This is a genomic window from Kitasatospora sp. NPDC058162 (genome assembly GCF_042884005.1).
Classification (GTDB): Bacteria; Actinomycetota; Actinomycetes; order Streptomycetales; family Streptomycetaceae; genus Kitasatospora.
Genome location: NZ_JBHVUS010000032.1, coordinates 80,435 through 99,906, shown reverse-complemented (window position 1 = coordinate 99,906; position 19,472 = coordinate 80,435). Strand labels below are relative to the sequence as shown.

At 75.8% G+C, this 19,472-nt stretch carries 19 protein-coding genes and 1 tRNA gene; 10 read left to right on the top strand and 10 right to left on the bottom strand.

The window, feature by feature from the left end; genetic code table 11:
• Window positions 1–169: 169 nt before the first annotated feature.
• Complete coding sequence (locus ACFVXG_RS36425; RefSeq protein WP_387933986.1) at window positions 170–775, top strand: AAA family ATPase; 606 nt, start codon at window positions 170–172, stop codon at window positions 773–775.
• Window positions 776–805: 30 nt separating this feature from the next.
• Here ACFVXG_RS36425 and ACFVXG_RS36420 read toward each other — a convergent pair whose 3' ends face one another.
• The gene (locus ACFVXG_RS36420; protein ID WP_387933984.1) at window positions 806–1,195 is read right to left on the bottom strand and encodes a hypothetical protein; all 390 of its coding nucleotides are present in this window, start codon (window positions 1,193–1,195) and stop codon (window positions 806–808) included.
• Between the two features lie 158 nt (window positions 1,196–1,353).
• Between ACFVXG_RS36420 and ACFVXG_RS36415 the strand changes: the two genes are divergently transcribed.
• Complete coding sequence (locus ACFVXG_RS36415; protein ID WP_387933982.1) at window positions 1,354–1,875, top strand: AAA family ATPase; 522 nt, start codon at window positions 1,354–1,356, stop codon at window positions 1,873–1,875.
• A gap of 124 nt (window positions 1,876–1,999) precedes the next feature.
• Here the strand turns inward: ACFVXG_RS36415 and ACFVXG_RS36410 are convergent, their stop codons facing one another.
• Window positions 2,000–2,761 (bottom strand): 2-phosphosulfolactate phosphatase, encoded by a 762-nt coding sequence (locus ACFVXG_RS36410; protein WP_387933980.1) that lies wholly within the window; start codon window positions 2,759–2,761, stop codon window positions 2,000–2,002.
• Window positions 2,762–2,944: 183 nt separating this feature from the next.
• Window positions 2,945–4,546, bottom strand: coding sequence for an AMP-binding protein (locus ACFVXG_RS36405; protein WP_387933978.1), 1,602 nt, complete (start codon window positions 4,544–4,546; stop codon window positions 2,945–2,947).
• Between the two features lie 92 nt (window positions 4,547–4,638).
• Between ACFVXG_RS36405 and ACFVXG_RS36400 the strand changes: the two genes are divergently transcribed.
• The gene (locus ACFVXG_RS36400; RefSeq protein ID WP_387933976.1) at window positions 4,639–5,280 is read left to right on the top strand and encodes a GNAT family N-acetyltransferase; all 642 of its coding nucleotides are present in this window, start codon (window positions 4,639–4,641) and stop codon (window positions 5,278–5,280) included.
• Window positions 5,281–5,906: 626 nt separating this feature from the next.
• Here ACFVXG_RS36400 and ACFVXG_RS36395 read toward each other — a convergent pair.
• Both ACFVXG_RS36395 and ACFVXG_RS36390 read right to left on the bottom strand, forming a co-directional pair.
• Window positions 5,907–6,737 carry an HAD family hydrolase gene (locus tag ACFVXG_RS36395; RefSeq protein ID WP_387933974.1) on the bottom strand — a complete coding sequence of 277 codons (831 nt, stop codon included), beginning with the start codon at window positions 6,735–6,737 and terminating at the stop codon, window positions 5,907–5,909.
• A gap of 75 nt (window positions 6,738–6,812) precedes the next feature.
• Window positions 6,813–7,157, bottom strand: coding sequence for an ArsR/SmtB family transcription factor (locus ACFVXG_RS36390; protein WP_387933972.1), 345 nt, complete (start codon window positions 7,155–7,157; stop codon window positions 6,813–6,815).
• Window positions 7,158–7,315: 158 nt separating this feature from the next.
• Between ACFVXG_RS36390 and ACFVXG_RS36385 the strand changes: the two genes are divergently transcribed.
• A complete protein-coding gene (locus ACFVXG_RS36385) occupies window positions 7,316–8,572 on the top strand; it encodes an MFS transporter (RefSeq protein WP_387933970.1) in 1,257 nt (418 codons plus the stop codon).
• A 158-nt stretch (window positions 8,573–8,730) separates the two neighbouring features.
• Here the strand turns inward: ACFVXG_RS36385 and pgm are convergent, their stop codons facing one another.
• The 4 genes from pgm to ACFVXG_RS36365 form a co-directional block, all read right to left on the bottom strand.
• A complete protein-coding gene (gene pgm / locus ACFVXG_RS36380; protein WP_387933969.1) occupies window positions 8,731–10,371 on the bottom strand; it encodes a phosphoglucomutase (alpha-D-glucose-1,6-bisphosphate-dependent) in 1,641 nt (546 codons plus the stop codon).
• Between the two features lie 144 nt (window positions 10,372–10,515).
• The gene (locus ACFVXG_RS36375) at window positions 10,516–10,818 is read right to left on the bottom strand and encodes a YciI family protein (protein WP_387933967.1); all 303 of its coding nucleotides are present in this window, start codon (window positions 10,816–10,818) and stop codon (window positions 10,516–10,518) included.
• Between the two features lie 68 nt (window positions 10,819–10,886).
• Complete coding sequence (locus tag ACFVXG_RS36370; RefSeq protein WP_387933965.1) at window positions 10,887–11,672, bottom strand: GNAT family N-acetyltransferase; 786 nt, start codon at window positions 11,670–11,672, stop codon at window positions 10,887–10,889.
• A gap of 114 nt (window positions 11,673–11,786) precedes the next feature.
• Window positions 11,787–11,866, bottom strand: a tRNA-Tyr gene (locus ACFVXG_RS36365).
• A gap of 537 nt (window positions 11,867–12,403) precedes the next feature.
• Between ACFVXG_RS36365 and ACFVXG_RS36360 the strand changes: the two genes are divergently transcribed.
• The 3 genes from ACFVXG_RS36360 to ACFVXG_RS36350 are packed head-to-tail and all read left to right on the top strand — an operon-like array spanning window position 12,404 to window position 14,666.
• Window positions 12,404–12,748 carry a hypothetical protein gene (locus ACFVXG_RS36360; RefSeq protein WP_387933963.1) on the top strand — a complete coding sequence of 115 codons (345 nt, stop codon included), beginning with the start codon at window positions 12,404–12,406 and terminating at the stop codon, window positions 12,746–12,748.
• Window positions 12,745–13,116 carry a hypothetical protein gene (locus ACFVXG_RS36355; RefSeq protein ID WP_387933961.1) on the top strand — a complete coding sequence of 124 codons (372 nt, stop codon included), beginning with the start codon at window positions 12,745–12,747 and terminating at the stop codon, window positions 13,114–13,116. The genes ACFVXG_RS36360 and ACFVXG_RS36355 overlap by 4 nt, the downstream gene beginning before the upstream one ends.
• A 59-nt stretch (window positions 13,117–13,175) precedes the next feature.
• A complete protein-coding gene (locus tag ACFVXG_RS36350) occupies window positions 13,176–14,666 on the top strand; it encodes an FAD-binding protein (RefSeq protein WP_387933960.1) in 1,491 nt (496 codons plus the stop codon).
• Between the two features lie 59 nt (window positions 14,667–14,725).
• Here ACFVXG_RS36350 and ACFVXG_RS36345 read toward each other — a convergent pair whose 3' ends face one another.
• Complete coding sequence (locus ACFVXG_RS36345) at window positions 14,726–16,255, bottom strand: multicopper oxidase family protein (RefSeq protein WP_387933958.1); 1,530 nt, start codon at window positions 16,253–16,255, stop codon at window positions 14,726–14,728.
• A gap of 284 nt (window positions 16,256–16,539) precedes the next feature.
• Here ACFVXG_RS36345 and ACFVXG_RS36340 point away from each other — a divergent pair, with 284 nt between their 5' ends.
• From ACFVXG_RS36340 to ACFVXG_RS36330, 3 genes are read left to right on the top strand one after another with little or no spacing between them, the layout of a single operon-like run.
• Window positions 16,540–18,021 (top strand): pyridoxal phosphate-dependent decarboxylase family protein, encoded by a 1,482-nt coding sequence (locus ACFVXG_RS36340; protein WP_387933957.1) that lies wholly within the window; start codon window positions 16,540–16,542, stop codon window positions 18,019–18,021.
• Window positions 18,018–18,722: a GNAT family N-acetyltransferase gene (locus ACFVXG_RS36335; protein ID WP_387933955.1), complete on the top strand. Its 705-nt coding sequence runs from the start codon at window positions 18,018–18,020 to the stop codon at window positions 18,720–18,722. Before ACFVXG_RS36340 ends, ACFVXG_RS36335 begins: the two co-directional genes overlap by 4 nt.
• A complete protein-coding gene (locus tag ACFVXG_RS36330) occupies window positions 18,719–19,402 on the top strand; it encodes a DUF6875 domain-containing protein (protein WP_387933954.1) in 684 nt (227 codons plus the stop codon). Before ACFVXG_RS36335 ends, ACFVXG_RS36330 begins: the two co-directional genes overlap by 4 nt.
• Window positions 19,403–19,472: the final 70 nt, after the last annotated feature.

Sequence of the window (19,472 nt, the reverse complement as noted above, 5' to 3'; positions counted from 1 at the left end):
CCCGCCCGTACCGGGTACGGGCGGGCGGGCGGCGGCACCGGGACCAGACCTTGGGCCGGCTTCCGGACGCCGGGGGCCTGGCCGGGAGGCGCCCGCCGGGCCGCCTCCCCCACCCCACAGAGCCCACCGGCCCCCGGAACCGCTTACCGGCCTCCTCTAATGTGACGGTATGCACACCGACCACCGGCCCTGGGACGTCCTGCTGATCGGCGGCGCGTCCGGCCTCGGCAAGAGCCGCGCCGCCGAGCGCCTGGCCGCCGAACACGGCGCGTTCACGGTCGAGTTCGACGACGTCGTCGCCGCCCTGCAAGCCGCCACCACCCCGGCCACTCACCCCGGACTGCACCACTTCGCCCCCTACCGCGCCCCCGAACGGGAGCTGGGCGCCGACCGCGTCCTGGACCTGCAGATCGCCACCGCCCACGCCCTGGACGAGGCCCTGCTCGGCGTCGTGCGCAACCGCCTGAGCGTGGACGTGCCCGCCGTCGTCGAAGGCGACTACCTCACCCCCGCGGCCGCCGTGCGCGCCGCCGCCGAGGCCGCCGCCCACGGCCGCCGCCTGCGCGCGGTCTTCCTCCACGAGGGCGACCCGCGGCGCATCGGCGCCAACTACGCCCACCGCGAACCCGGGGCCGGCCCCCAGGACGCCCGCGCCGCCGTCAGCGCCCGCTACTCCCACTGGCTCGCCGACCGGGCCCGCGCCCTGGGCCTGCCGGTGGTCGACTGCCGGCCCTACGACACCCTCGTCCAGCGGCTGGCCGCCGCCCTGGGCTGAACCCGGCCCAGACGGCGGCCCGCACCGCCGCTACCCTCCCGCGGGGGCGTCCTCGATGTCCGAGATCAGCTTGGTGCTCAGGTCGCTCTGCACCGCCAGCTGCGTGTGCCCGGCGTCGGGGCCGGTGCCCCAGGTGAGGGTGACGGTGGTGAACAGGTGCCCGGCGCCCGAGTCGTGGAAGCGCACCTCCCAGGCCGTCGGCACGTCCTGGGCGCGCAGCACGCCGTCGGCGTGGTTGGCCTCCTCCCACGCCGCCAGGCGCTGGCGGAAGTCCTCGGTGAGGTAGTGGGCGCGCAGCTCGTCCGACAGGTCGTCGGTGCCGTCCGAGACGGCGTCGACGTAGGCGCCGTAGAAGTCGGCCACCCGGTCGACCGCCGAGTCCGGGCTGCCGCTGCGCACCGGGTCTCCTTGCTGGGTCATGATGGTGGTCCCCTCCGATGGGTACGGGCCCGTGCGGCAGCGCGCCGCCCGGGCCGGTCGCTCCGTTCCCCGGGCCCAACGAGCCCCGGGCACGGGAGGTTTCGGGCACGAAGCCCCAACGGGCCGACAGCGCTGGCGGGTTGGACGGGAGACAAGCGGTGCTGATCGTGGTGAGCGGCGGGCCGGGCAGCGGCAAGACGACGCTGGCGCACGCCCTGGCCCGGGCCGTCGGCTGCCCGGCGGTCGTCCGGGACGAGCTCAAGGAGGGCCTGCTGCACGCGGGCACCCGGACGCCCTCCCCCGACCTGGCGGTGCGCGACGCCTTCTTCGCCGTGCTGGGCGTGCTGGTGGACGCCGGGGTCAGCGCGGTCGCCGAGGCCGCCTACCAGGACCGCCTCTGGCGCACCGGCCTGGAACCGCTCGCCGCCCGCACCCCACTGCGCGTCGTGCACTGCCGGGTGGACCCGGACCTGGCCCGGCGCCGCATCGCCGAACGCCTGGCCGCCGGCGGCCACCGCGGCGCCCACGCCGACCGCGCCCTGCTCGACGCCCCGCCCGGGGCGGGCAACCTGCTGGACGACTTCACCCCGCTGTCGCTGCCCGTGCCGCAGCTGCACGTGGACACCACCGACGGCTACCACCCGCCGCTGGCGGACATCGCCGCCTTCGCCCGGGCCTGAACGCCGGGGCACCGAACGGCCGGGCCCCGGCCGCCCAACCCGGGCAGCCCGCGCGCGGGAAGTCGGCCCCGCCGACTTCCCGCGCAGGCGCCGCCGAGGCAGCCGGTGGCCGGGCCGGCCGCCCTCACGGGTGCGCGGTGAACGCCCCGTCGACGAGCACCGGCACCAGCGCGCAGGCGTCCAGCTCGACGGCGACCGCCACGTCCTCGGCGAAGCCGCTCTCCGTCAACTCCCGCCCCGACACGCTCCCGTACACCTCCCGCGCCACGTCCCCGGCCGCCGCCGGCGCCGCCCCCGCCATCGCCGCCTCCGGCGACAGCGGCCCGCAGCCCAGCTCCCGCAGCGCCGCGATCACCGCGCCCGCGCCGTACAGGTCCTCCAGCGCCGGGCGCAGCGTGCCGTCGGGCCAGCGCTCGCCGGCGGCGATCACGCCCACCGGGCGCTCGGGCGTGCCGTAGCCGTTCCCGGCGAGCCAGTGGGCCACGGCGGTGGGGTTGCGCAGGCAGGCGGCCACGACGGTGGCGCCGGCCTGTTGGGCGGCGGCCGAGATGGCCGAGCCGTTGGGTGAGGGCAGGACCAGGCGCGGTGTGGCGGGGGCGCGGCGCAGGGCGGCGGGCGAGAGCGTCCACGGGGTGCGTTCGCAGGCGGCGCTGCGGCCGACGGCCAGGCGGGCGTCGTGGCGGGCGGCGAAGTCCTCGGCGCTCGCGTCCCGCCAGGGGTAGGGGTGGACGCGGGTGCCGGCCTCGACGGCGACGGCGACGGAGGTGGTGAAGGAGAGCACGTCGACGACCACGAGGGCGGCGACGCTGGGCGCGAGGTGCCCGGCCCCGGCGGGGCCCCAGTCGAAGCGCACGCCGTGGCCGGTCTGGAGGAAGTAGTCGCGCATGGCCGGTGATCCTGCCACGGGCCGGTTGCCCTGCTGTTCCGTCGGTCCCGGCGCCAGGGCACGGCGGGCGCGCGGACCGGGGTGGTGGCGCCCGGCTCACCGTTGAAGTGCGCCGCCCCGTACGGGTCGGTGAACGCCCGGTGGCCCGGCGGGCTCCCTCCCCCGCCGGGCCGGGCACCGGCCTCAGCCGGCTGCGGCCTCCTCGCGCAGGCGCTTCTTGTCGGGCTTGCCGACGGAGGTCAGCGGGATGGCGTCGACCAGGTGGAGGGCCTCGGGGGCGTAGATGCGGCCCTTGTTGGCGGTGACGAAGGCGCGGACGTCGTCCAGTTGCGGCCGGTGTCCGGGGGCGGGGACGACGGCGGCGTGGACGTGTTCGGCCTGCTGGTCGTCGCGCACGCCGTAGACGGCGCACTGGGCGATGGCGGGGTGGGTGAGCAGGAGGTCCTCGACCTCGGTGGGGTAGACGTGGCCGCCGACCACGATGATCAGGTCCTTGAGGCGGTCGGCGAGGTAGAGGTAGCCGTCGGCGTCGAAGTAGCCGATGTCGCCGGTGTCCAGCCAGCCCTCGCGCAGCACCTTGGCGGTGAGCTCGGGCTGCTTCCAGTAGCCGGCCATCAGCGTGGCCGAGCGGACGTGCACCTCGCCCTGCTCGCCGACGGGCAGCACGGTGCCGTCGGCGGCGCGGATCTGCACCTCGACGCCCGGCAGGGGGCGGCCCACCGGCACCTGGCCGCCGGGGCCGGTGCGGTCGTGCTCGTGCGGGCCCAGGACGGCGATGTTCTGGGCCTCCGACATGCCGTAGCCGCTGACCAGCACCGGCCCGAACACCTTGAGGGCCTCGCGGATGCGGGTCGGGGAGGCGGCGCAGCCGCCGTAGGAGACGCGGCGCAGGCTGGACAGGTCGGTGCGGGCGAGGGCCGGGTGGTCGAGCAGCTGGTAGAGCAGCGGGGGCAGGACCCACAGGTCGGTGATGCGTTCGCGCTCGATCGCGGCGAGGACCTCGGCGGGGTCGAAGGCGCGCTGGAGGACGACGGAGCCGCCGTGGTGGAACGTCAGGTCCGACAGGACGCCGGCGAGGTGGGCGAGGGAGGTGGCGGCGAGCAGGCGCAGGTCCTCGCCGGCGGGGCGGGGGGCGCCGTAGGGGGCGTCGAAGGCGCTGCGGTAGGGGCCGTGGAGGCTGAGGATGCCCTTGGGGATGCCGGTGGTGCCGCCGGTGTGGCGGATGCCGAGGTCGTCGTCGGGGCCGACGGGTACGGCGGGGTCGGTGGCGGGGCGGTCGGCGGAGGCGGCGATCACGTCCTCGCCGATGCCCTGTCCGGCGTCCGGACCGGTCGTGCCGTCGGGGCCGGGTCCGAGGGTGAGGACGGCGGGGACGTCGATCAGGGGCAGCAACTCGGCGGCGCCCGCGTACCGTTCGGCGTCGACGAGCAGGACGGTGGTGTCCACGCTGGCCGTGATCTCGGCCAGCACCGGGGCGCTCATCCCGTCGTACAGGTTGACCACCCGCGCGCCGGCCAGGCCGGCGGCGTAGCGGGCGGCGAGCGCCTCGGGGGTGTTGCCGGTGAGCAGGGTGACGGTGGAGCCCCGGGTGACGCCGCGGGCCAGCAGCTCGTGGGCGAGGCGGTAGGTGGTGGCGGCGAAGTCGCCGGCGGTGATCTCGGCACCGTCGGCGGTGGTGACGGCCCGCCGGCCGGGGTCCGAGGCGAGGGAGCGGAGGATCAGGGCGGGGGCGCTGACGAACTCCGGTGCGCTCACGGCCACTTCTGCTGCGGAGGGGGCAACCATGGTCCCCACCCTAGCCCCGGCGTTCCTTGTGCCCGGCGGCCGGTGCGGAAACCGGGGTGCGGGCGGCGGCCGGCCCCCGGCACACTGTCCCGATGATCACCGACCACTGGCCGCTGAAGGGCCTGCGCGTCACCACGCCCCGCCTGGAGCTGCGCCTGCCCGCCGAGGGCGAGCTCTGCGAGGTCGCGGACCTCGCCGCGCGCGGCATCCACCCGCCGGCCGAACGGCCCTTCCTCACCCCGTGGGGCGCGCTGCCGCCCGCCGAACGCGCCCGGCACGTCCTGCAGATGCACTGGCGGCGGATGGGGCGCTGGACGGCGCAGCACTGGGCCCTGGGCCTGGTGGCCTTCCACGAGGGGCGGCCGGTGGGCGTGCAGGACATGCGGGGCCAGGAGTTCGCGGTGCGGCGCGAGATCGCCTCCGGCTCGTGGGTGGGCATGGAGCACCAGGGGCGGGGCTTCGGCACCGAGATGCGTGCCGCGATGCTCCACCTGGCGTTCGCGGAGCTGGGCGCGGTGTCGGCGACGTCGGTGTCCTTCGCCGACAACCACTCCTCGCTGGCGGTCTCCCGCAAGCTCGGCTACCGGCTCGACGGCATCACCCGCGACGTCCTGGACGGCGAGGTCGTGGAGTCCCAGCGCCTGCGCCTGTCCCGCGACCACTGGCAGGGCCCACCCGCCCCGGTCACCGTCACCGGCCTCACCCCCACCTGCCGCACCCTCTTCGGCGCCTGACCCGCGCGCCGGAAGTCGGGCCGGCCGACTTCCTGCGCCCAAGGGCACCACCGAAAGGCCCTGCAGAGCGGCGGGGCGCAGGCCATGCCCCGCACGAGAAGTCGGCCAGGCCGACTTCCGGCGCACAGGGGGCCGGCGCCCCGGGCCGTTTCAGCCCCCCTGCCGGCAGCGACCCGCCCTCGCCGACAACGCCACCGCACCAAAAGTCGAACCGACCGACTTCCCGTGCGCGGGTCACGCGTGCGGCGTGCCGAGCCCACCTACTCCGGTGCGCCGACGGGCCGGTGAGGGCCGGCCAGCCCCTGGCGCACAGCAAGCCACCCGCGGGAAAGGCCTGCGGAACCCGATGGCGCCCCCGCACGAGAAGTCGGACCGGCCGACTTCCTGTGCGCACCGGGCTCACCGAGAGAACCAACTCCCGCGCGCAGGAAGTCGAACCTGTCGACTTCCTGCGCCCAAGGGCACCGCCGAAAGGTCCCGCGGAGCAGTGGGGCGCAGGCCTCATCCAGCATGAGAAGTCGGCCGGGCCGACTTCCGGCGCACAGGGGGCCGGTGCCCCGGGCTGTATGGCCCTCTGCCGTCGTCGGCCCGCGCGGGCCGACGACGACGCCGCACGGTGGGCCGGGTCAGCGGGGGGCGGGGGTTCCGTGCAGTGGGCGGTCGGGTTCGTCGGCTGAGGTCGGGGCAGCGGGGTGGTCGCGCGGGCGCGGGGGCGGCTCGTTCTCCGGGGCTGCCGGGGCGGGGGTGGCCAGGGCCTGGGCGAGGGCGTGGAGGGTGTGGATCACGTGGATGCCCTCGGCGGCGGGGGTGGGGGTGGCGGCGCGGTCGAGCCAGAAGGCCTGCAGGCCGGCGGCGTGGGCGCCTTCGGCGTCGAGGGCGTAGTTGTCGCCGACGTAGGCGACTTCGTGCGGGGGCAGGCCCAGGGCGGTGCAGGCGGCGTGGAAGATGCCGGGGGCGGGTTTGGCCTCGCCGTGCTGGTCGGAGCAGACGATGACGTCGCCGAGGTGCTCCAGCAGGCCGATGGCGCGCAGTTTGCGCAGCTGGTGGTCGGTGTCGGAGTTGGAGACGATGCCCAGGCGGTAGTGGGGGGCGAGGCGGCGCAGGGCGGGTTCGGCGTCGGGGAAGGCGGTCCAGGCGGCGTCGCGGTGGGCGGCGTAGCCGGCGAACCAGTCGGCGGCCTGTTCGTCGGTGAGGTGTTCGGCGCCGTCCTGGCCGAGGTGGGCGAGGAACTGGCGGGTGCGTTCGAGCTGCTGGCCGCGGAAGGTGACCTCCCGGGCGAGGTAGCGGGCGTACTGGTGCTCCATGACGCCGCGCCACAGGGCCAGGGCCGCCTGCGGGGTGGGGAAGCGCGCCAGCAGGCCGAGGTCCCGCAGGTGGGCGAGGATGCCCGTCTCCTCCGAGTGGGTGTAGTCGAACAAGGTGTCGTCGACGTCGAAGAGCACGCCCCTGATCGGCATGGACCGTCCTTCCCGTTTTCCCTGCGGTCGCCGTGAACCCTACGTGGCGGGCGGGGCCGTCCCGGGCGCGGGCCCTCAGGCCGAAACCGGAACCGGGACCGGGACGGCGGAGGCGAGGAGGGCGTCGAGCAGGCCGGGGAAGCGGGCGTCGAGGTCGGTGCGGCGCAGGCTGACGAAGCGGTTGCGCCCGGCGACGCGGGTGGTGGTGACGCCGGCTTCGCGCAGGACGCGCATGTGGTGGGAGACGGTCGACTTGTGGAGGTGGTCCAGGCCCAGGTCGCGGGGGGCGCAGGAGTGTTCGGCGCCGTCGGCGTAGCTGAGCAGCAGGCGCATGCGGACGGGGTCGCCGAGGGCGTGCAGGACCGTGACGAGGTCGATGTCGGCGGTGGGGGGCTGGGGCAGCCGCTCGTCGTCGGTCATGGGTTCGGCTCCGGTCCTCGGGTCCTCGGGTCCCGCGCGGGGGCGGGCGGCGGCGGGAATGGTTTGACAATCATCCACCAATCCCCGATTGTTTGGCGAGCGTCAAACTGTTTCATCTCCGTCCAACAGTCAACACGATCGCCCCGGGGGGCTCCACCGTGCCCGTACGCCTGCTCCTGCTCGCCCTCGGCACCTTCGCCATGGGCACCGACTCGATGGTGGTGGCCGGCATCCTCGGCCCGGTGGCCGCCGACCTGGACGTGTCGGTGGGCGCCGCCGGCCAGCTGGTCACCGTCTTCGCGCTCGGCTACGCCCTGCTGGCCCCGCCGCTGGCCGCCGCCACCGCCCGCTGGCCGCGCCGGCGCCTGCTGCTGACCGCGCTCGCCGTCTTCAGCGCCGCCAACGCCCTCAGCGCCCTCGCCCCGAACTACGGGCTGCTGCTGGCCACCCGGGTGCTGGCCGCGGCCGGCGCCGCCCTCTACACCCCCACCGCCAACGCGGTGGCCACCACCCTGGTCGCCCCCGAGCGGCGCGGACGGGCCCTGGCCACCGTGCTGGGCGGCATGACGGTGGCCACCGCGCTGGGCGTGCCGCTGGGCACCTGGGTCGGGCGCTCCGACTGGCGGCTGACGATGTGGCTGGTCACCGCGCTCGGCCTGGCCGCGCTCGCCGGACTCGCCGTCCTGCTGCGCGACCTGCCCGTCCCTGCCGCCGCCCCCACCCTGGCCGCCCGGCTGGCCCCGCTGGCCTCGCGCCGGGTGCTCGGCGCAGCCGCCACCACCCTCGCCTTCTTCCTGGCCTTCCAGAGCGTCTACATCTACCTCGCCACCGCCGTGGCCGGCGCCACCGGCGGCGACGCCGACCGGCTCAGCCTCATCCTGCTCACCACCGGCGTGCTGTCGGTGGCCGGCAGCTGGCTGGGCGGGCGCCTGGTCGACCGCACCGGGGTGCGCACCGTGCTGCTGGCCGGCTCCGCCGTCGCCGCCTGCGCCTTCGCCGCGCTGCCGTGGCTGGGGCGCAGCATGCCGGGGGCGCTGGCGTACGCGGCGGTGGTGCCGCTGGCGGGGTGGGCGGTGTCGGTGGCGCTGCCGCACCGGCTGGCCTCGATCGACCCGGCGAACGCGCCGCTGCTGATCTCGCTGAACAGCAGCGCCCTGTACCTGGGGACGGCGGCCGGGGGTGTGGCGGGGTCGGCGGCGATCGCGGTGTTGGGCACCCGCTGGTTCCCGCTGGCGGCGGCGGTGCTGGCGCTGGTGGCGTGCGCGACGGCGGCGGCCACCACCCGCGACCGGCGCCCGGGGGTGCGGGCGCGGGCCGGGAGCGTGGCGAAGTCTCACGCTAAGGCTGAGGTTGAGACTGGAGTCCAGGTCGGGACCGGAGCCGGGACGGCGGCCGGGGCGCCGCCGCGGGCCTGAGGCAGCGGCGGCCTCACGGGGCTGCCGCTGCCCGACGGCCGTGCGGGGCAGCCGTACGGGGCGGCCGCACGTGGCAGCCGCGCCCAACGGCCGTGCGCAGGGCCGGGGTTCGCGACCCCGGCCCCCGCCGCGCACCAGGGCGTCAGGGCGTCGGTGCGTCAGGCCCCGAGGACCTCGCCGACCAGGTTGCGGGCCTCCTCCTGGACCCGGCCCAGGTGCTCGGCGCCCAGGAAGGACTCGGCGTAGATCTTGTACACGTCCTCCGTGCCCGAGGGCCGGGCGGCGAACCAGGCGTTGTCGGTGCACACCTTGAGGCCGCCGATGGCCGCCCCGTTGCCGGGCGCGTGGGAGAGCACGGCGGTGATCTTCTCCCCGGCCAGTTCGCCGGCCGTGACCTGCTCGGGGGCCAGGCGGGCCAGGCGGGCCTTCTGCTCGCGGTCGGCGGGGGCGTCGACGCGGGCGTAGGCGGGGGCGCCGTGACGGGCGGTCAGGTCGCGGTAGTACGCGCTGGGGGTGGTGCCGGTGACGGCGGTGATCTCGGCGGCGAGCAGGGCCAGCAGGATGCCGTCCTTGTCGGTGGTCCACACCCCGCCGTCGCGGCGCAGGAAGGACGCGCCGGCGCTCTCCTCGCCGCCGAAGGCGATGGAGCCCTCCAGCAGACCGTCGACGAACCACTTGAAGCCGACCGGGACCTCCGTCAGGGTGCGGCCCAGGTCGGCGGCGACCCGGTCCAGCATCGAGGAGGAGACCAGGGTCTTGCCGACGGCGGCGTCCCCGGGCCAGTCGGCGCGGTGGCGGTAGAGGTAGTCGACGGCGACCGCCAGGTAGTGGTTGGGGTTCATCAGGCCGCCGTCGGGGGTGACGATGCCGTGCCGGTCGGCGTCCGCGTCGTTGCCGGTGGCGATGGCGTACTCGTCCTTGCGGCCGATCAGGGAGGCCATCGCGGCCGGGGAGGAGCAGTCCATGCGGATCTTGCCGTCCCAGTCCAGCGTCATGAACCGCCAGGTCGGGTCGGTGACCGGGTTGACGACGGTCAGGTCCAGCCGGTGGGCCTCGGCGATGCGCCCCCAGTAGGCCACCGACGCCCCGCCCAGCGGGTCCGCGCCGATGCGCAGCCCCGCCGAGCGCACCGCGTCCAGGTCCAGCACCGAGGGCAGGTCCTCGACGTAGGCGCCCAGGTAGTCGTGGCGCCCGGTGGTGGCCGCGGCCAGCGCCCGCGCGTAGGGGACCTTCTTGACCCCGCGCAGGCCCTCGCGGATCAGCTCGTTGGCGCGGTCCTGGATCCAGCCGGTGGCCTGCGAGCCGGCCGGGCCGCCGCTGGGCGGGTTGTACTTGAAGCCGCCGTCGCGCGGCGGGTTGTGCGAGGGGGTGACCACGATGCCGTCCGCCAGCGCCCGGGGACTGCGCCGGTTGTGGGCCAGGATCGCGTGCGAGACCGCCGGGGTGGGGGTGTAGCCGTCGGCGGCGTCGATCAGCACCTGCACGCCGTTGGCGGCCAGCACCTCCAGCGCCGTCGCCTTCGCCGGCTCGGACAGCGCGTGGGTGTCCGCGCCCAGGAACAGCGGGCCCGCGACGCCCTGTTCGGCCCGGTACTCGCAGATCGCCTGCGTGGTCGCGGCGATGTGGTCCTCGTTGAAGGCCGCGTCCAGGGAGGAGCCGCGGTGCCCCGAGGTCCCGAACGCGACCCGCTGCGCCACCTCCTGGGGGTCTGGGCGCAGCGCGTAGTACGCCGTCACCAGCCGTGCCACGTCCACCAGGTCCTCGGGCTGCGCCGGCTGCCCGGCCCGTGCGTGTGCCATCCGTCCACTCCCGCCGAATCCACGAAACTCGCGTCGATACTCGCGTTACGTCCTCGCCCCGCGCTCACCGATCGTAGCCAGAACGCGACCGTGCCCCGAACCGTACGGGCGGGTCCGGGGCACGCGGGCGGGAACGGCGGGGGTTCAGGAGGCGGGAGGCTGCTGGCGGTACGCCTGGAGCGCCGAGGCGGTGACGGTGGCCACGAACTCGGTCACCCGGTACTCGGCCAGGCCCAGGCGCGCGAACGGGTCGGTGGCCACCAGCGCCTCGATCGCGGCCCGGTCCTGCCCCACCGCCACGATCACCCCGCCGTCGCGCGGCACCTTGCGCCCCGAGGCCAGGAAGGCGCCCGCCGCGTACTGGGCCTCCAGCCACGCCACGTGCTCGGCCAGCGCCTCGTCGATCCGCGCCAGTTCGGCGGTGTACGTCAACTCCAGGATGAACATGGCGTCAGGCTAGCCCGACGGCCGGGGCGGCGGTGCGGCGGGGCTGCCGGGCAACGGGGCGGCGGGGTTCAGCGCGAGGCCCACCAGGTGGAGGGCGCGGCGACGGTGTAGCCCAGCGACTCGTACAGCGGGCGGCCCAGCTTGGAGGCGGTGAGGGTGGCTGGCAGCTGCGCCAGGTCGGCGAGGGAGGCGCGCATGACGGCCCGGCCCACGCCGCGCGAGCGGAACGCCGGCGAGGTGGCGACCCAGTAGTGGCTGGCCAGCCCGTCGTCCACGACCCTGACGCAGGCGCCCGCGGGCGTGCCTTCGTGCCGGGCGAGGAAGACGTCCACGCCGGGCTGGGCGATCAGCGCCGCCGGGAACAGCTCACCGGGGCGGTAGGGCTCGAAGGCGGTCAGCTCGAAGCCCTCGATCACGGCCAGCTCGGCCGCCTGGAGGTCCTCGGCCCGCTCGACCCGGACGACGTCCAACGCCGGTGCGCCGACAGACGCCGGGGCTGGAGCGGGCGCGGACACGGGCGGGCGCAGCATGACGGGCATCTGCCAGCTGCGCAGGTCGAGGTGGTTCAGGTCGGTGGAGCTGAACGGGTCCTCGGCGTTGACCGGGCCGGCGGCCCGGCGGGCCAGCTCGCTCAGCTCGGCCACCTCGCCCGTGTCGAGGTCGCTCTCCTGGATCAGGATCCGCAGGCCGGCGCGCGCGCCGCCGTCGACGGCGAGGAAGCCGCGGCGCCGTATCACCTCGTGCCCGCGGCTGAGGCCGGTGGCGGCCCAGAAGGCGGCGGAGTTGCGGGCCTGGCGCAGCGGCGCCTCGGCGAGGGTCACGGGCTGGTCGGTGGCGGTGGTTCCGGTTGTCATGGTGCCTACGGTAGTGGGGAATTGACCGGCCGTGCCGGGCCAATTCGGCGCGGGCCTGCTGGGCCACCTGCGGGGCGGCGAAGTGGGTTGTCGCGGCGGGGTGTTGCGACAGGGTGGGCGAGGGCGGATTCGAACCGCCACAGCCGGAGCGGGGGCTTTACAGGCCCTTGGGCTCTCCAGTGCCCAGCTCGCCCGGGGACGCGTCGACGCCCCGGCCCGCGGCGCGCAAGGGCGCGCGGGAAGGAGAAGGGGACGCTTGAGGGGGGACGCTCAGCGCGCCGGGCGATAGCCGAACGCGCGCGGGCGGGGGCGATAGCGACTGCCGCTGGTGTCCATGGCGCGCTCCCCTTTCCTGTGCACTGCGTCAGCGTGTCCGCGGCGCCGGTGTGTTCACCGCGCCGGGGTTGTTCCGCGATCAGCGTGCCGCACGCGGCCTGCGGGGCGCAACCGGTTTTCCCGGCCCGGCCCCGGGAGGGTGCCGACCCCAATCCTGCCAGGTCAGGCCAGGGTTCGGTAGGACTCAGCACACCCTTCCTTCGCCTTGCCGCGGCCGGTGCGCGCGCCGCACACTCGTGCAACACCCACTCCCCCTCGACGGCCTGCGCGCCGCCGCCCGCGTTCCCGGACGGCCGGCGCGGCGGTCCGCCGTGCCCCGGTGCGCCCCGGCGCGGCCCGGGCGCTGCGGGGGGGCGGGGTGCGTACGGGAGCAACGACGAAGGGGGACACGGAACATGAACGTGCACGCGGACCTGGTGCTGAAGGCGCGGATCACGCTGATGGGCCACAACGACCGGATCCTGGAGGGCGAGGAGGGCATGCGGGTCTACCGGATCCTGTTCGCGGTCAGCCCCGGCATCCACGCGTACCGGCTGGCCTACGTCCTGCGGGACCTGGCCGAGGTCAGCGCGCGGGCGGCCCGCCGGCCCGGGGCGCGCGAGGCGCTGCTGGAGGAGGCGCGGGCCGCCAGCGCGCACATCCCCGCCGACGCCCCCGCCTACCAGCGCCGGATGTGGGAGTACCCGGTGGCGCAGCTGAAGGAGATCGAGCGCCGGCTGGGCCAGGCGGGCAGCCGGTGACGGGCCGTCCGCACGAGGACCTGGTGCTGCGGGCACGGGTGCGGCTGCTGCTCTGCGACCGGTGGGCCCTGGACGGGGAGGAGGGCCTGTGGGTGTACCGGACGCTGTTCGCCGTCAACCCCCGCGTCCACGCCTACCACCTCACCAGGGTCCTGCTGAACCTCAGCTACGAGCAACGGCTGGCCGGCCTGCCCGCGGCGCGGCGCGCGCTGCTGCGCGAGGCTCTGGAGGCGGCGGCGCACATCCCCGCCGACGGGCCCCGCCACCAGCACGGGTACGAGGGGTACGTGCTGGCCGCGCTCGGGCGCCTGGACGAACAGGAGGGACGGGAAGGACAGGAGGGACAGCAGGGGTGCACAGGACAGTAGGTGGTCGCGGGATGGTTGCGGTACAACAATCCCTATGTGACGACTGATCGGAGAAATATATGAGCAGGTCAGGCCTGTCCCGCCGCGCCCTGATCGCCGGTGCCGGCGCCGCCGTCGTCGGGTGGAACACCGCCGCCCGCGCCTGGTCCGCCGAGCCCGGGGCGCAGGTCGCCGAACTGCCCGCCCTGGACGGGGCGGTGACGCTGCGCGGCGAGGGCCTGGAGCGGTTTTCCGGCGACTTCGGGCACCTGGTCACCGCCGCGCCGCGGGCGGTGCTGCGCCCCGGCTCGGTGCGGGACGTGCAGAAGGTGGTGGCCTTCGCCCGGCGCCACCGCATCCCGGTGGCCGTCAACGGGCAGAGCGGGGACGCGGCCGTGCTCGGGGCGGCCGGCCTGGAGTCGCACTCCAACTACGGCCAGGCCAACCCGCGCGGCGGCATCGCGGTCGACGCCCGCGGGCTCGGCCGGATCGTCTCCGTGAAGCCCGGCGAGGCCGTGGTGGAGGCCGGCGCGACCTGGGCGCAGCTGGTGGACGCGGGCCTGGCGCTGGGCTGGGTGCCGCCGGTGCTGACGGACTACCTGCACCTGTCGGTGGGCGGGACGCTGAGCGTGGGCGGCATCGGCGGGGCGGTGCAGCACCACGGCCTGCAGAGCGACACGGTGCGCGAGCTGGAGGTGGTGACGGGCACCGGCGAGCTGGTGACGGCCTCGCGCACGCGTAACCGGGAGCTGTTCGAGGCGGTGCTGGCCGGCGGCGGGCAGGCGGGCCTGATCGTGCGGGCGACGCTGGCGCTGGTGCCCGCCCCGGCGCGCTCCACCGTGTTCACCCTGGCCTACGACGACCTGGACGCCTACCTGGCCGACCAGGAGAAGGTGCTGGCCGACGGGCGCTTCGACCTCCAGGTCGGCAACGTGGTGCGCAGCGCGGACGGCGGGCGCTGGCGCTACACCGCCGAGTTGGTGGCGTACGGGGAGGCGGGCCGGCCGGTGGACCGTGAGGCGCTGCTGGCGGGTCTGGCGCCGGTGGCGGGTGAGACCGCGGTGGTGGAGCAGTCCTGGCGCGAGTACGCGTTCAGGGTCGACGCGTTCGCGGGCTACCTGCGCTCGGCGGGGCTGTGGGGGCTGGCGAAGCCGTGGCTGAGCCTGTTCCTGCCGGCGTCCTCGGTGGGGGTGTTCATGCGGGAGGCGGCCGAGTCGCTGACGGCCGGGGACCTGGGGGCGGGGCTGCTGCTGTTCTACCCGTACGCGCGGGAGAGGGTGCGCACGCCGCTGGCGGTGCTGCCGGAGGGCCGGGTGGGCTGGCACTTCGACCTGCTGGCCTTCCCCGCGCCGGGCGCGGACGTCCCCGCGATGCTGGAGCGCAACCGGCGCCTGTACGAGCGGGCGGTCGCCCTCGGCGGCAAGCGGTACCTGATCGGGGCGGTGCCGGGGATGACGGGGGCCGACTGGCAGGCGCACTACGGGGGCCTGTGGGAGCGGGTGGAGCGGGCCAAGCGGCGCTTCGACCCGGCGGGGATCCTGACGCCGGGCCAGGGCATCCACGGCGCCTGACCCGTACGTACGGCCCGGGGTCCCGCGCGGGCGGGACCCCCGGGCCCGGGACCGGCGGTCTAGCTGACCTCGAACTGGGCCATCATGCCCATCGCGGAGTGGTCCAGCAGGTGGCAGTGGTAGGGGTAGCGGCCGCGGTAGGAGTCGAAGACGGCCTGCAGGCGCACGCTCTCGCCGGGGAACAGGCGCACGGTGTCCTTGAGGCCGCCCTCCTCGGGGCCGGGCGGCTGCCCGTTGCGGGCCAGGACGCGGAACTGCACCAGGTGCAGGTGGAAGTTGTGCGGGGTGTCCTTGTTGCCGTTGGAGACGGTCCAGATCTCGGAGGTGCCGAAGGCGACGGCCGCGTCCACCCGGTCGGGGTCGTAGACCTTGCCGTCGATCATGCCGCGCGGGGCGGCGCCGGGGGTCTCGTCGACGGTGAGGACGATGCTGCGCTCGCGGGCCACCTCGGCGGGCAGGGCGGGCAGGGTGCGCAGCCGCTCGGGCACGGAGCTGGGGTCGTGGGCGGCGCGGGTGATGTCGAAGCGCAGGACGACGCCGATGTGTTCGGCGGGCCCTGGGGGCATGGAGTTGGTGAGGACGACGCTGGAGCCCACCGGGTAGCGGGAGAAGTCGATGACGACGTCGGCGCGCTCACCCGGTGAGAGGTCGACGGTGTCGGTGGTGTGGGGGCGTTCCAGCAGGCCGCCGTCGGAGCCGATCCAGGTGATGGGGCCGCCGTCGGCCAGGCGCAGGGAGAAGAAGCGCAGGTTGGAGGAGTTGAGCAGGCGCAGCCGGTACTTGCGGGCGGCGACCTCGACCTTGGGCCAGGGGCGGCCGTTGGCGAGGATGGTGGCGCGGCCCTCGGGGTCGTCCATGCGGTAGACCAGGCGCCCGGCGGCGTCGAAGCGGGCGTCGCGCAGGGCGATGGGCAGGTCGTAGCGGCCCGAGGGCAGCGGCAGGTCGGACTCGGTGGCGTCGGTGAGCAGGTAGGTGCCGGACAGGCCGCGGAAGACGTGCTCGGACTCGGCGTGGTGGGCGTGGTCGTGGAACCACAGGTTGGCGTGGGGCTGGTCGTTGGGGTAGCGGTAGGTGCGCTGGTCGCCGGCGTCCAGGAGGTTCATCGGGCCGCCGTCGGAGTCGGCGGGCACGGCGGCGCCGTGCAGGTGGACGGAGACCGGGTCGTCGAGCAGGTTGGTCTGGCGCACCACGACGGGGCGCCCGGAGCGGGCGCGGATGACGGGGCCGGGGAAGGCGCCGTTGTAGGTGAGGACTTCGGTGCGGTGCCCGGGCAGGATGCGGGCGAAGGACTTGAGCATGGTGACGGCGTAGGTGTCGGTGCCGCCGTCGGTGGACACCGGGCTGAGGACCGGGGCCAGCGGCATGGCGACGGCGAACTTGGGGGCCAGGGCGGGGCCGGCGTCGGGGCCGGGGTCGGCCCCGTCGTCATGGGCCGATGCGTCGTGGGCCGGGGCGTCGTGGCCCGTGGCGTCGTGGGCGTCCGCGGTGTGGGCGGCGTCCGCCGGGGCCGGTCGCACGGTGGCGCGCAGCAGCAGGACCCCTCCCCCGGTCGCCAGGGCGGCGCCGATCATCCTGCGTCTGGTCACCATCGCCTCAGGTCCTCCCCGTCCGGCCCGCGCGGGCCAAGCGCCATCCCCCGGTGCGGGGGCCTGGTCCGGGGGCGATTGCAGCAGCGGCTCCTCGCGCGGCACTGGGGTGCGGCTTGGGCCAACGGCCGTACCAAGGTGCCGGTTCGGGGCCGTACGGCGGTGAGCTGCGGATGTTGCGGACGGCTTGCGCCGGGGCGGTCACGGTTGCTCGGGACGCACTCGAAGAACCCTCAAGAACCGGGCCCCGCACGGGGGTTGCGGCGGACACGAAGGAAGGGCCCCCAGTGGACCTGCGGTACTGGCTGCCCAGGGCGGCCGAGGTGGCCGAGCGGTGGGGCGAGCGGTTCGGCCCGTACACCCCGCACCCGGTGAACGCGGTGGACGAGGCGGAGTTCGCCGCCGCGTTCGAGCGCTTCGCCAAACGCCTGGAGCACAACTACCCGTTCTTCCACCCGCGTTACGCCGGGCAGATGGTCAAGCCCCCGCACCCGGCGGCCCTGGTGGGCTACCTGACGGCGATGCGCTTCAACCCCAACAACCACGCCTACGAGGGCGGGCCCGCCACCAGCGACATGGAACGCGAGTGCGTGGCGGCGCTGGCCGCCATGTTCGGCCTGCCCGCGCACGTGGGGCACCTGACGTCCAGCGGCACCATCGCCAACCTGGAGGCCCTGTACGTGGCCCGCCAGAGCCACCCCGGCCGGGGCGTGGCCTACAGCGCGCAGGCCCACTACACCCACTCCCGGATGTGCCACGTGCTCGGCGTCCAGGGCCACGCGGTGGCGGCGGACGCCGCCGGGCGGATCGACGTCGGCGCGCTGGAGGAGCTGCTGCGCACCGGGAGCGTGGGCACCGTCGTGGTCACCTGCGGCACCACCGGGCCCGGCGCCGTCGACCCGGTGCACGAGGTGCTGGCGCTGGCCCGCCGCTACGGGGCGCGGGTGCACGTGGACGCCGCCTACGGCGGGTTCTTCGCCCTGCTGGGCCGCGACGCCGCGCAGGCCGCCGCCCTGGGCCTGGACCCGGCGCCCTGGCAGGCGATCGGGGCCTGCGACTCGGTGACCGTCGACCCGCACAAGCACGGCCTGCAGCCCTACGGCTGCGGCGCGGTGCTGTTCGCCGACCCGGCGATCGGGCGCCACTTCGCCCACGACTCGCCGTACACCTACTTCACCGACGCCGAACTGCACCTGGGCGAGATCAGCCTGGAGTGCTCGCGCGCCGGCGCCTCGGCCGCCGCCCTGTGGCTGACCCTGCAGCTGCTGCCGCTGACCGCCGACGGCCTGGGCCGGGTGCTGGCGACGGGGCGGCGCACCGCCCTGCGCTGGGCCGAACTCATCGGCGACAGCGAGGAACTGACGCTCAACCAGGTGCCGCAGCTGGACATCGTCACCTACTTCCCCACCCCGCGCGCCGGCGCCGCCACGCTCAGCGCCGTGGACGCGGCCGCCGACCGGGTGCTGCGCGCGGGCATGGCCGACGGCGAGGACCCCGTCTACCTGAGCCTGCTGCGCGTGGACGCCGCCGACCTCACCCGCCGCCACCCACAGCTCGCGGCCGACGCCGACGGGGCGCGGGTGCTGCGCAGCGTGCTGATCAAGCCCGAGGCCGAGCAGTGGCTGCCGCGCCTGCACGCGCGGGTGGCCGCACTGGCCGCCGAGGCGGTCGCCGCCCCCGCTTCCGAGGACGTTCCCGCAACTCCCGTTCCCGACACCACCGTTCCCGCCGACGCCCTGCCGCCCGTTGCCGAGGAGAGCCCGCGTTGACCACCGCCCCCGCCCCCGTACGGCCCGCCGCCGCAGCCGCAGCTGCCCCGGCCGCCGCCGCTGCCGCCGCGCCCGTCGTCACAGCCGCCCGCGCCGAGGACGCCGAGCCGCTCGCCCGCGTCCTGGCCGCCGCCTTCCAGGACGACCCGCTCACCCGCTGGGCCTTCCCCGACCCCGCCCACCGCGAGCGCGTGCTGCCCGCCTTCTTCCGCGTCCACCTCGACCAGTGCCTGGCCCACGGCGGCGCCCTCGCCGTCCACGACCACGACGAGGCGGGCGGCGCGCCCCAGGGGGCGTTACTGTTCCTGCCGCCGGGGGTGTGGGAGGACCCCCGCCAGCAGGACCGCACCGCCGCCCGCGCCCTGGACCGGGCCATCGACAGCGCCCGCAACCCCGAGTCCGCCCGCCGCCTGGCCGCCATCACCCACCTGCAGACCCGCCGCCACCCGCGCCACCGCCCCCACTACTACCTCGCCTTCATCGGCGTGCACCCCGACGCCCACCGCACCGGCGCCGGCGAGGCCCTGCTCGCCGCCATGCTCACCGCCGTCGACCGGGCCGGGCAGGCCGTCTACGCCGAGACCAGCTCGCCCTCCGGCGCCCGCCTGAGCCGCACCGCCGGCTTCACCCGCTTCGGCGAGGCCATCGCCCTGCCCGCCGGCGGCCCGCGCCTGAACCCGGTGTGGCGAGGCCCCCGATGACCGCCCCCGCCGCCACGGCCCTCGCCCCCGCCGCCCTGCGCCTGTTCAGCGCCGACCAGATCGACGCCGGCGCCGCCCACGCCCACCCCGAGGCCGCCGAAGTCCTCCACTGGGCCCGGCAGTTCCTCACCACCGCCCACCCCGACCTGGGCCGCAGCGGCCCCGTCTGCCCCTACACCCAGCCCTCGCTGCGCCGCAGCCTGTTCCACCTCGCCGTCACCGACGCCGCCGGCCGCGAGGGCACCGGCGCCGACCTGCCCGCCCTGGTCGGCGAACTGCGCGAGCACTACGACCGGCTGCTGGCCCCCCTCACCGAGGAGGGCGACCGCGAGCTGCTCACCGTGCTGCTGGTGCTGCCCCAGCTGGACCGCGCCGACTCCACCGCCCTGGACGAACTCCAGCGCAAGGCCAAGGACGAGTTCGTCGAACAGGGCCTGATGATCGGCCAGTTCCACCCGGTGTGCGAGGAACCGGGCCTGTGGAACGGCGCCTTCCGCCCGCTGCGCGCACCCGTGCCGCTGCTCGCGGTGCGCAAGCTGCTGGTCTTCGACCTGCCGTTCCTGATCGGCGACCAGACCCACCTGACCCACTACCTGGCCCGCTTCGCCCCCCAGGTCCCGGCCCGCATCCGCGACCAGCTCGTCACCGGCCTCACCGCCCAGTCCCCCACCACCGCCTGACCCCCCTCCCCCGCGCGGGGGGGGCGCGCCCCGCCCCCGGGGGGCGCCGCGCGCCCCCCCCCCCCCCCCC

Coding starts and splice junctions, on each gene's coding strand:
- ACFVXG_RS36395 (WP_387933974.1), bottom strand. CDS start 6,737: ATGCCGATCAGGGGCGTGCTCTTCGACGTCGACGACACCTTGTTCGAC.
- ACFVXG_RS36425 (WP_387933986.1), top strand. CDS start 170: ATGCACACCGACCACCGGCCCTGGGACGTCCTGCTGATCGGCGGCGCG.
- ACFVXG_RS36410 (WP_387933980.1), bottom strand. CDS start 2,761: ATGCGCGACTACTTCCTCCAGACCGGCCACGGCGTGCGCTTCGACTGG.
- pgm (WP_387933969.1), bottom strand. CDS start 10,371: ATGGCACACGCACGGGCCGGGCAGCCGGCGCAGCCCGAGGACCTGGTG.
- ACFVXG_RS36330 (WP_387933954.1), top strand. CDS start 18,719: ATGACCGCCCCCGCCGCCACGGCCCTCGCCCCCGCCGCCCTGCGCCTG.
- ACFVXG_RS36400 (WP_387933976.1), top strand. CDS start 4,639: ATGATCACCGACCACTGGCCGCTGAAGGGCCTGCGCGTCACCACGCCC.
- ACFVXG_RS36350 (WP_387933960.1), top strand. CDS start 13,176: ATGAGCAGGTCAGGCCTGTCCCGCCGCGCCCTGATCGCCGGTGCCGGC.
- ACFVXG_RS36375 (WP_387933967.1), bottom strand. CDS start 10,818: ATGTTCATCCTGGAGTTGACGTACACCGCCGAACTGGCGCGGATCGAC.
- ACFVXG_RS36370 (WP_387933965.1), bottom strand. CDS start 11,672: ATGACAACCGGAACCACCGCCACCGACCAGCCCGTGACCCTCGCCGAG.
- ACFVXG_RS36405 (WP_387933978.1), bottom strand. CDS start 4,546: ATGGTTGCCCCCTCCGCAGCAGAAGTGGCCGTGAGCGCACCGGAGTTC.
- ACFVXG_RS36390 (WP_387933972.1), bottom strand. CDS start 7,157: ATGACCGACGACGAGCGGCTGCCCCAGCCCCCCACCGCCGACATCGAC.
- ACFVXG_RS36360 (WP_387933963.1), top strand. CDS start 12,404: ATGAACGTGCACGCGGACCTGGTGCTGAAGGCGCGGATCACGCTGATG.
- ACFVXG_RS36420 (WP_387933984.1), bottom strand. CDS start 1,195: ATGACCCAGCAAGGAGACCCGGTGCGCAGCGGCAGCCCGGACTCGGCG.
- ACFVXG_RS36345 (WP_387933958.1), bottom strand. CDS start 16,255: ATGGTGACCAGACGCAGGATGATCGGCGCCGCCCTGGCGACCGGGGGA.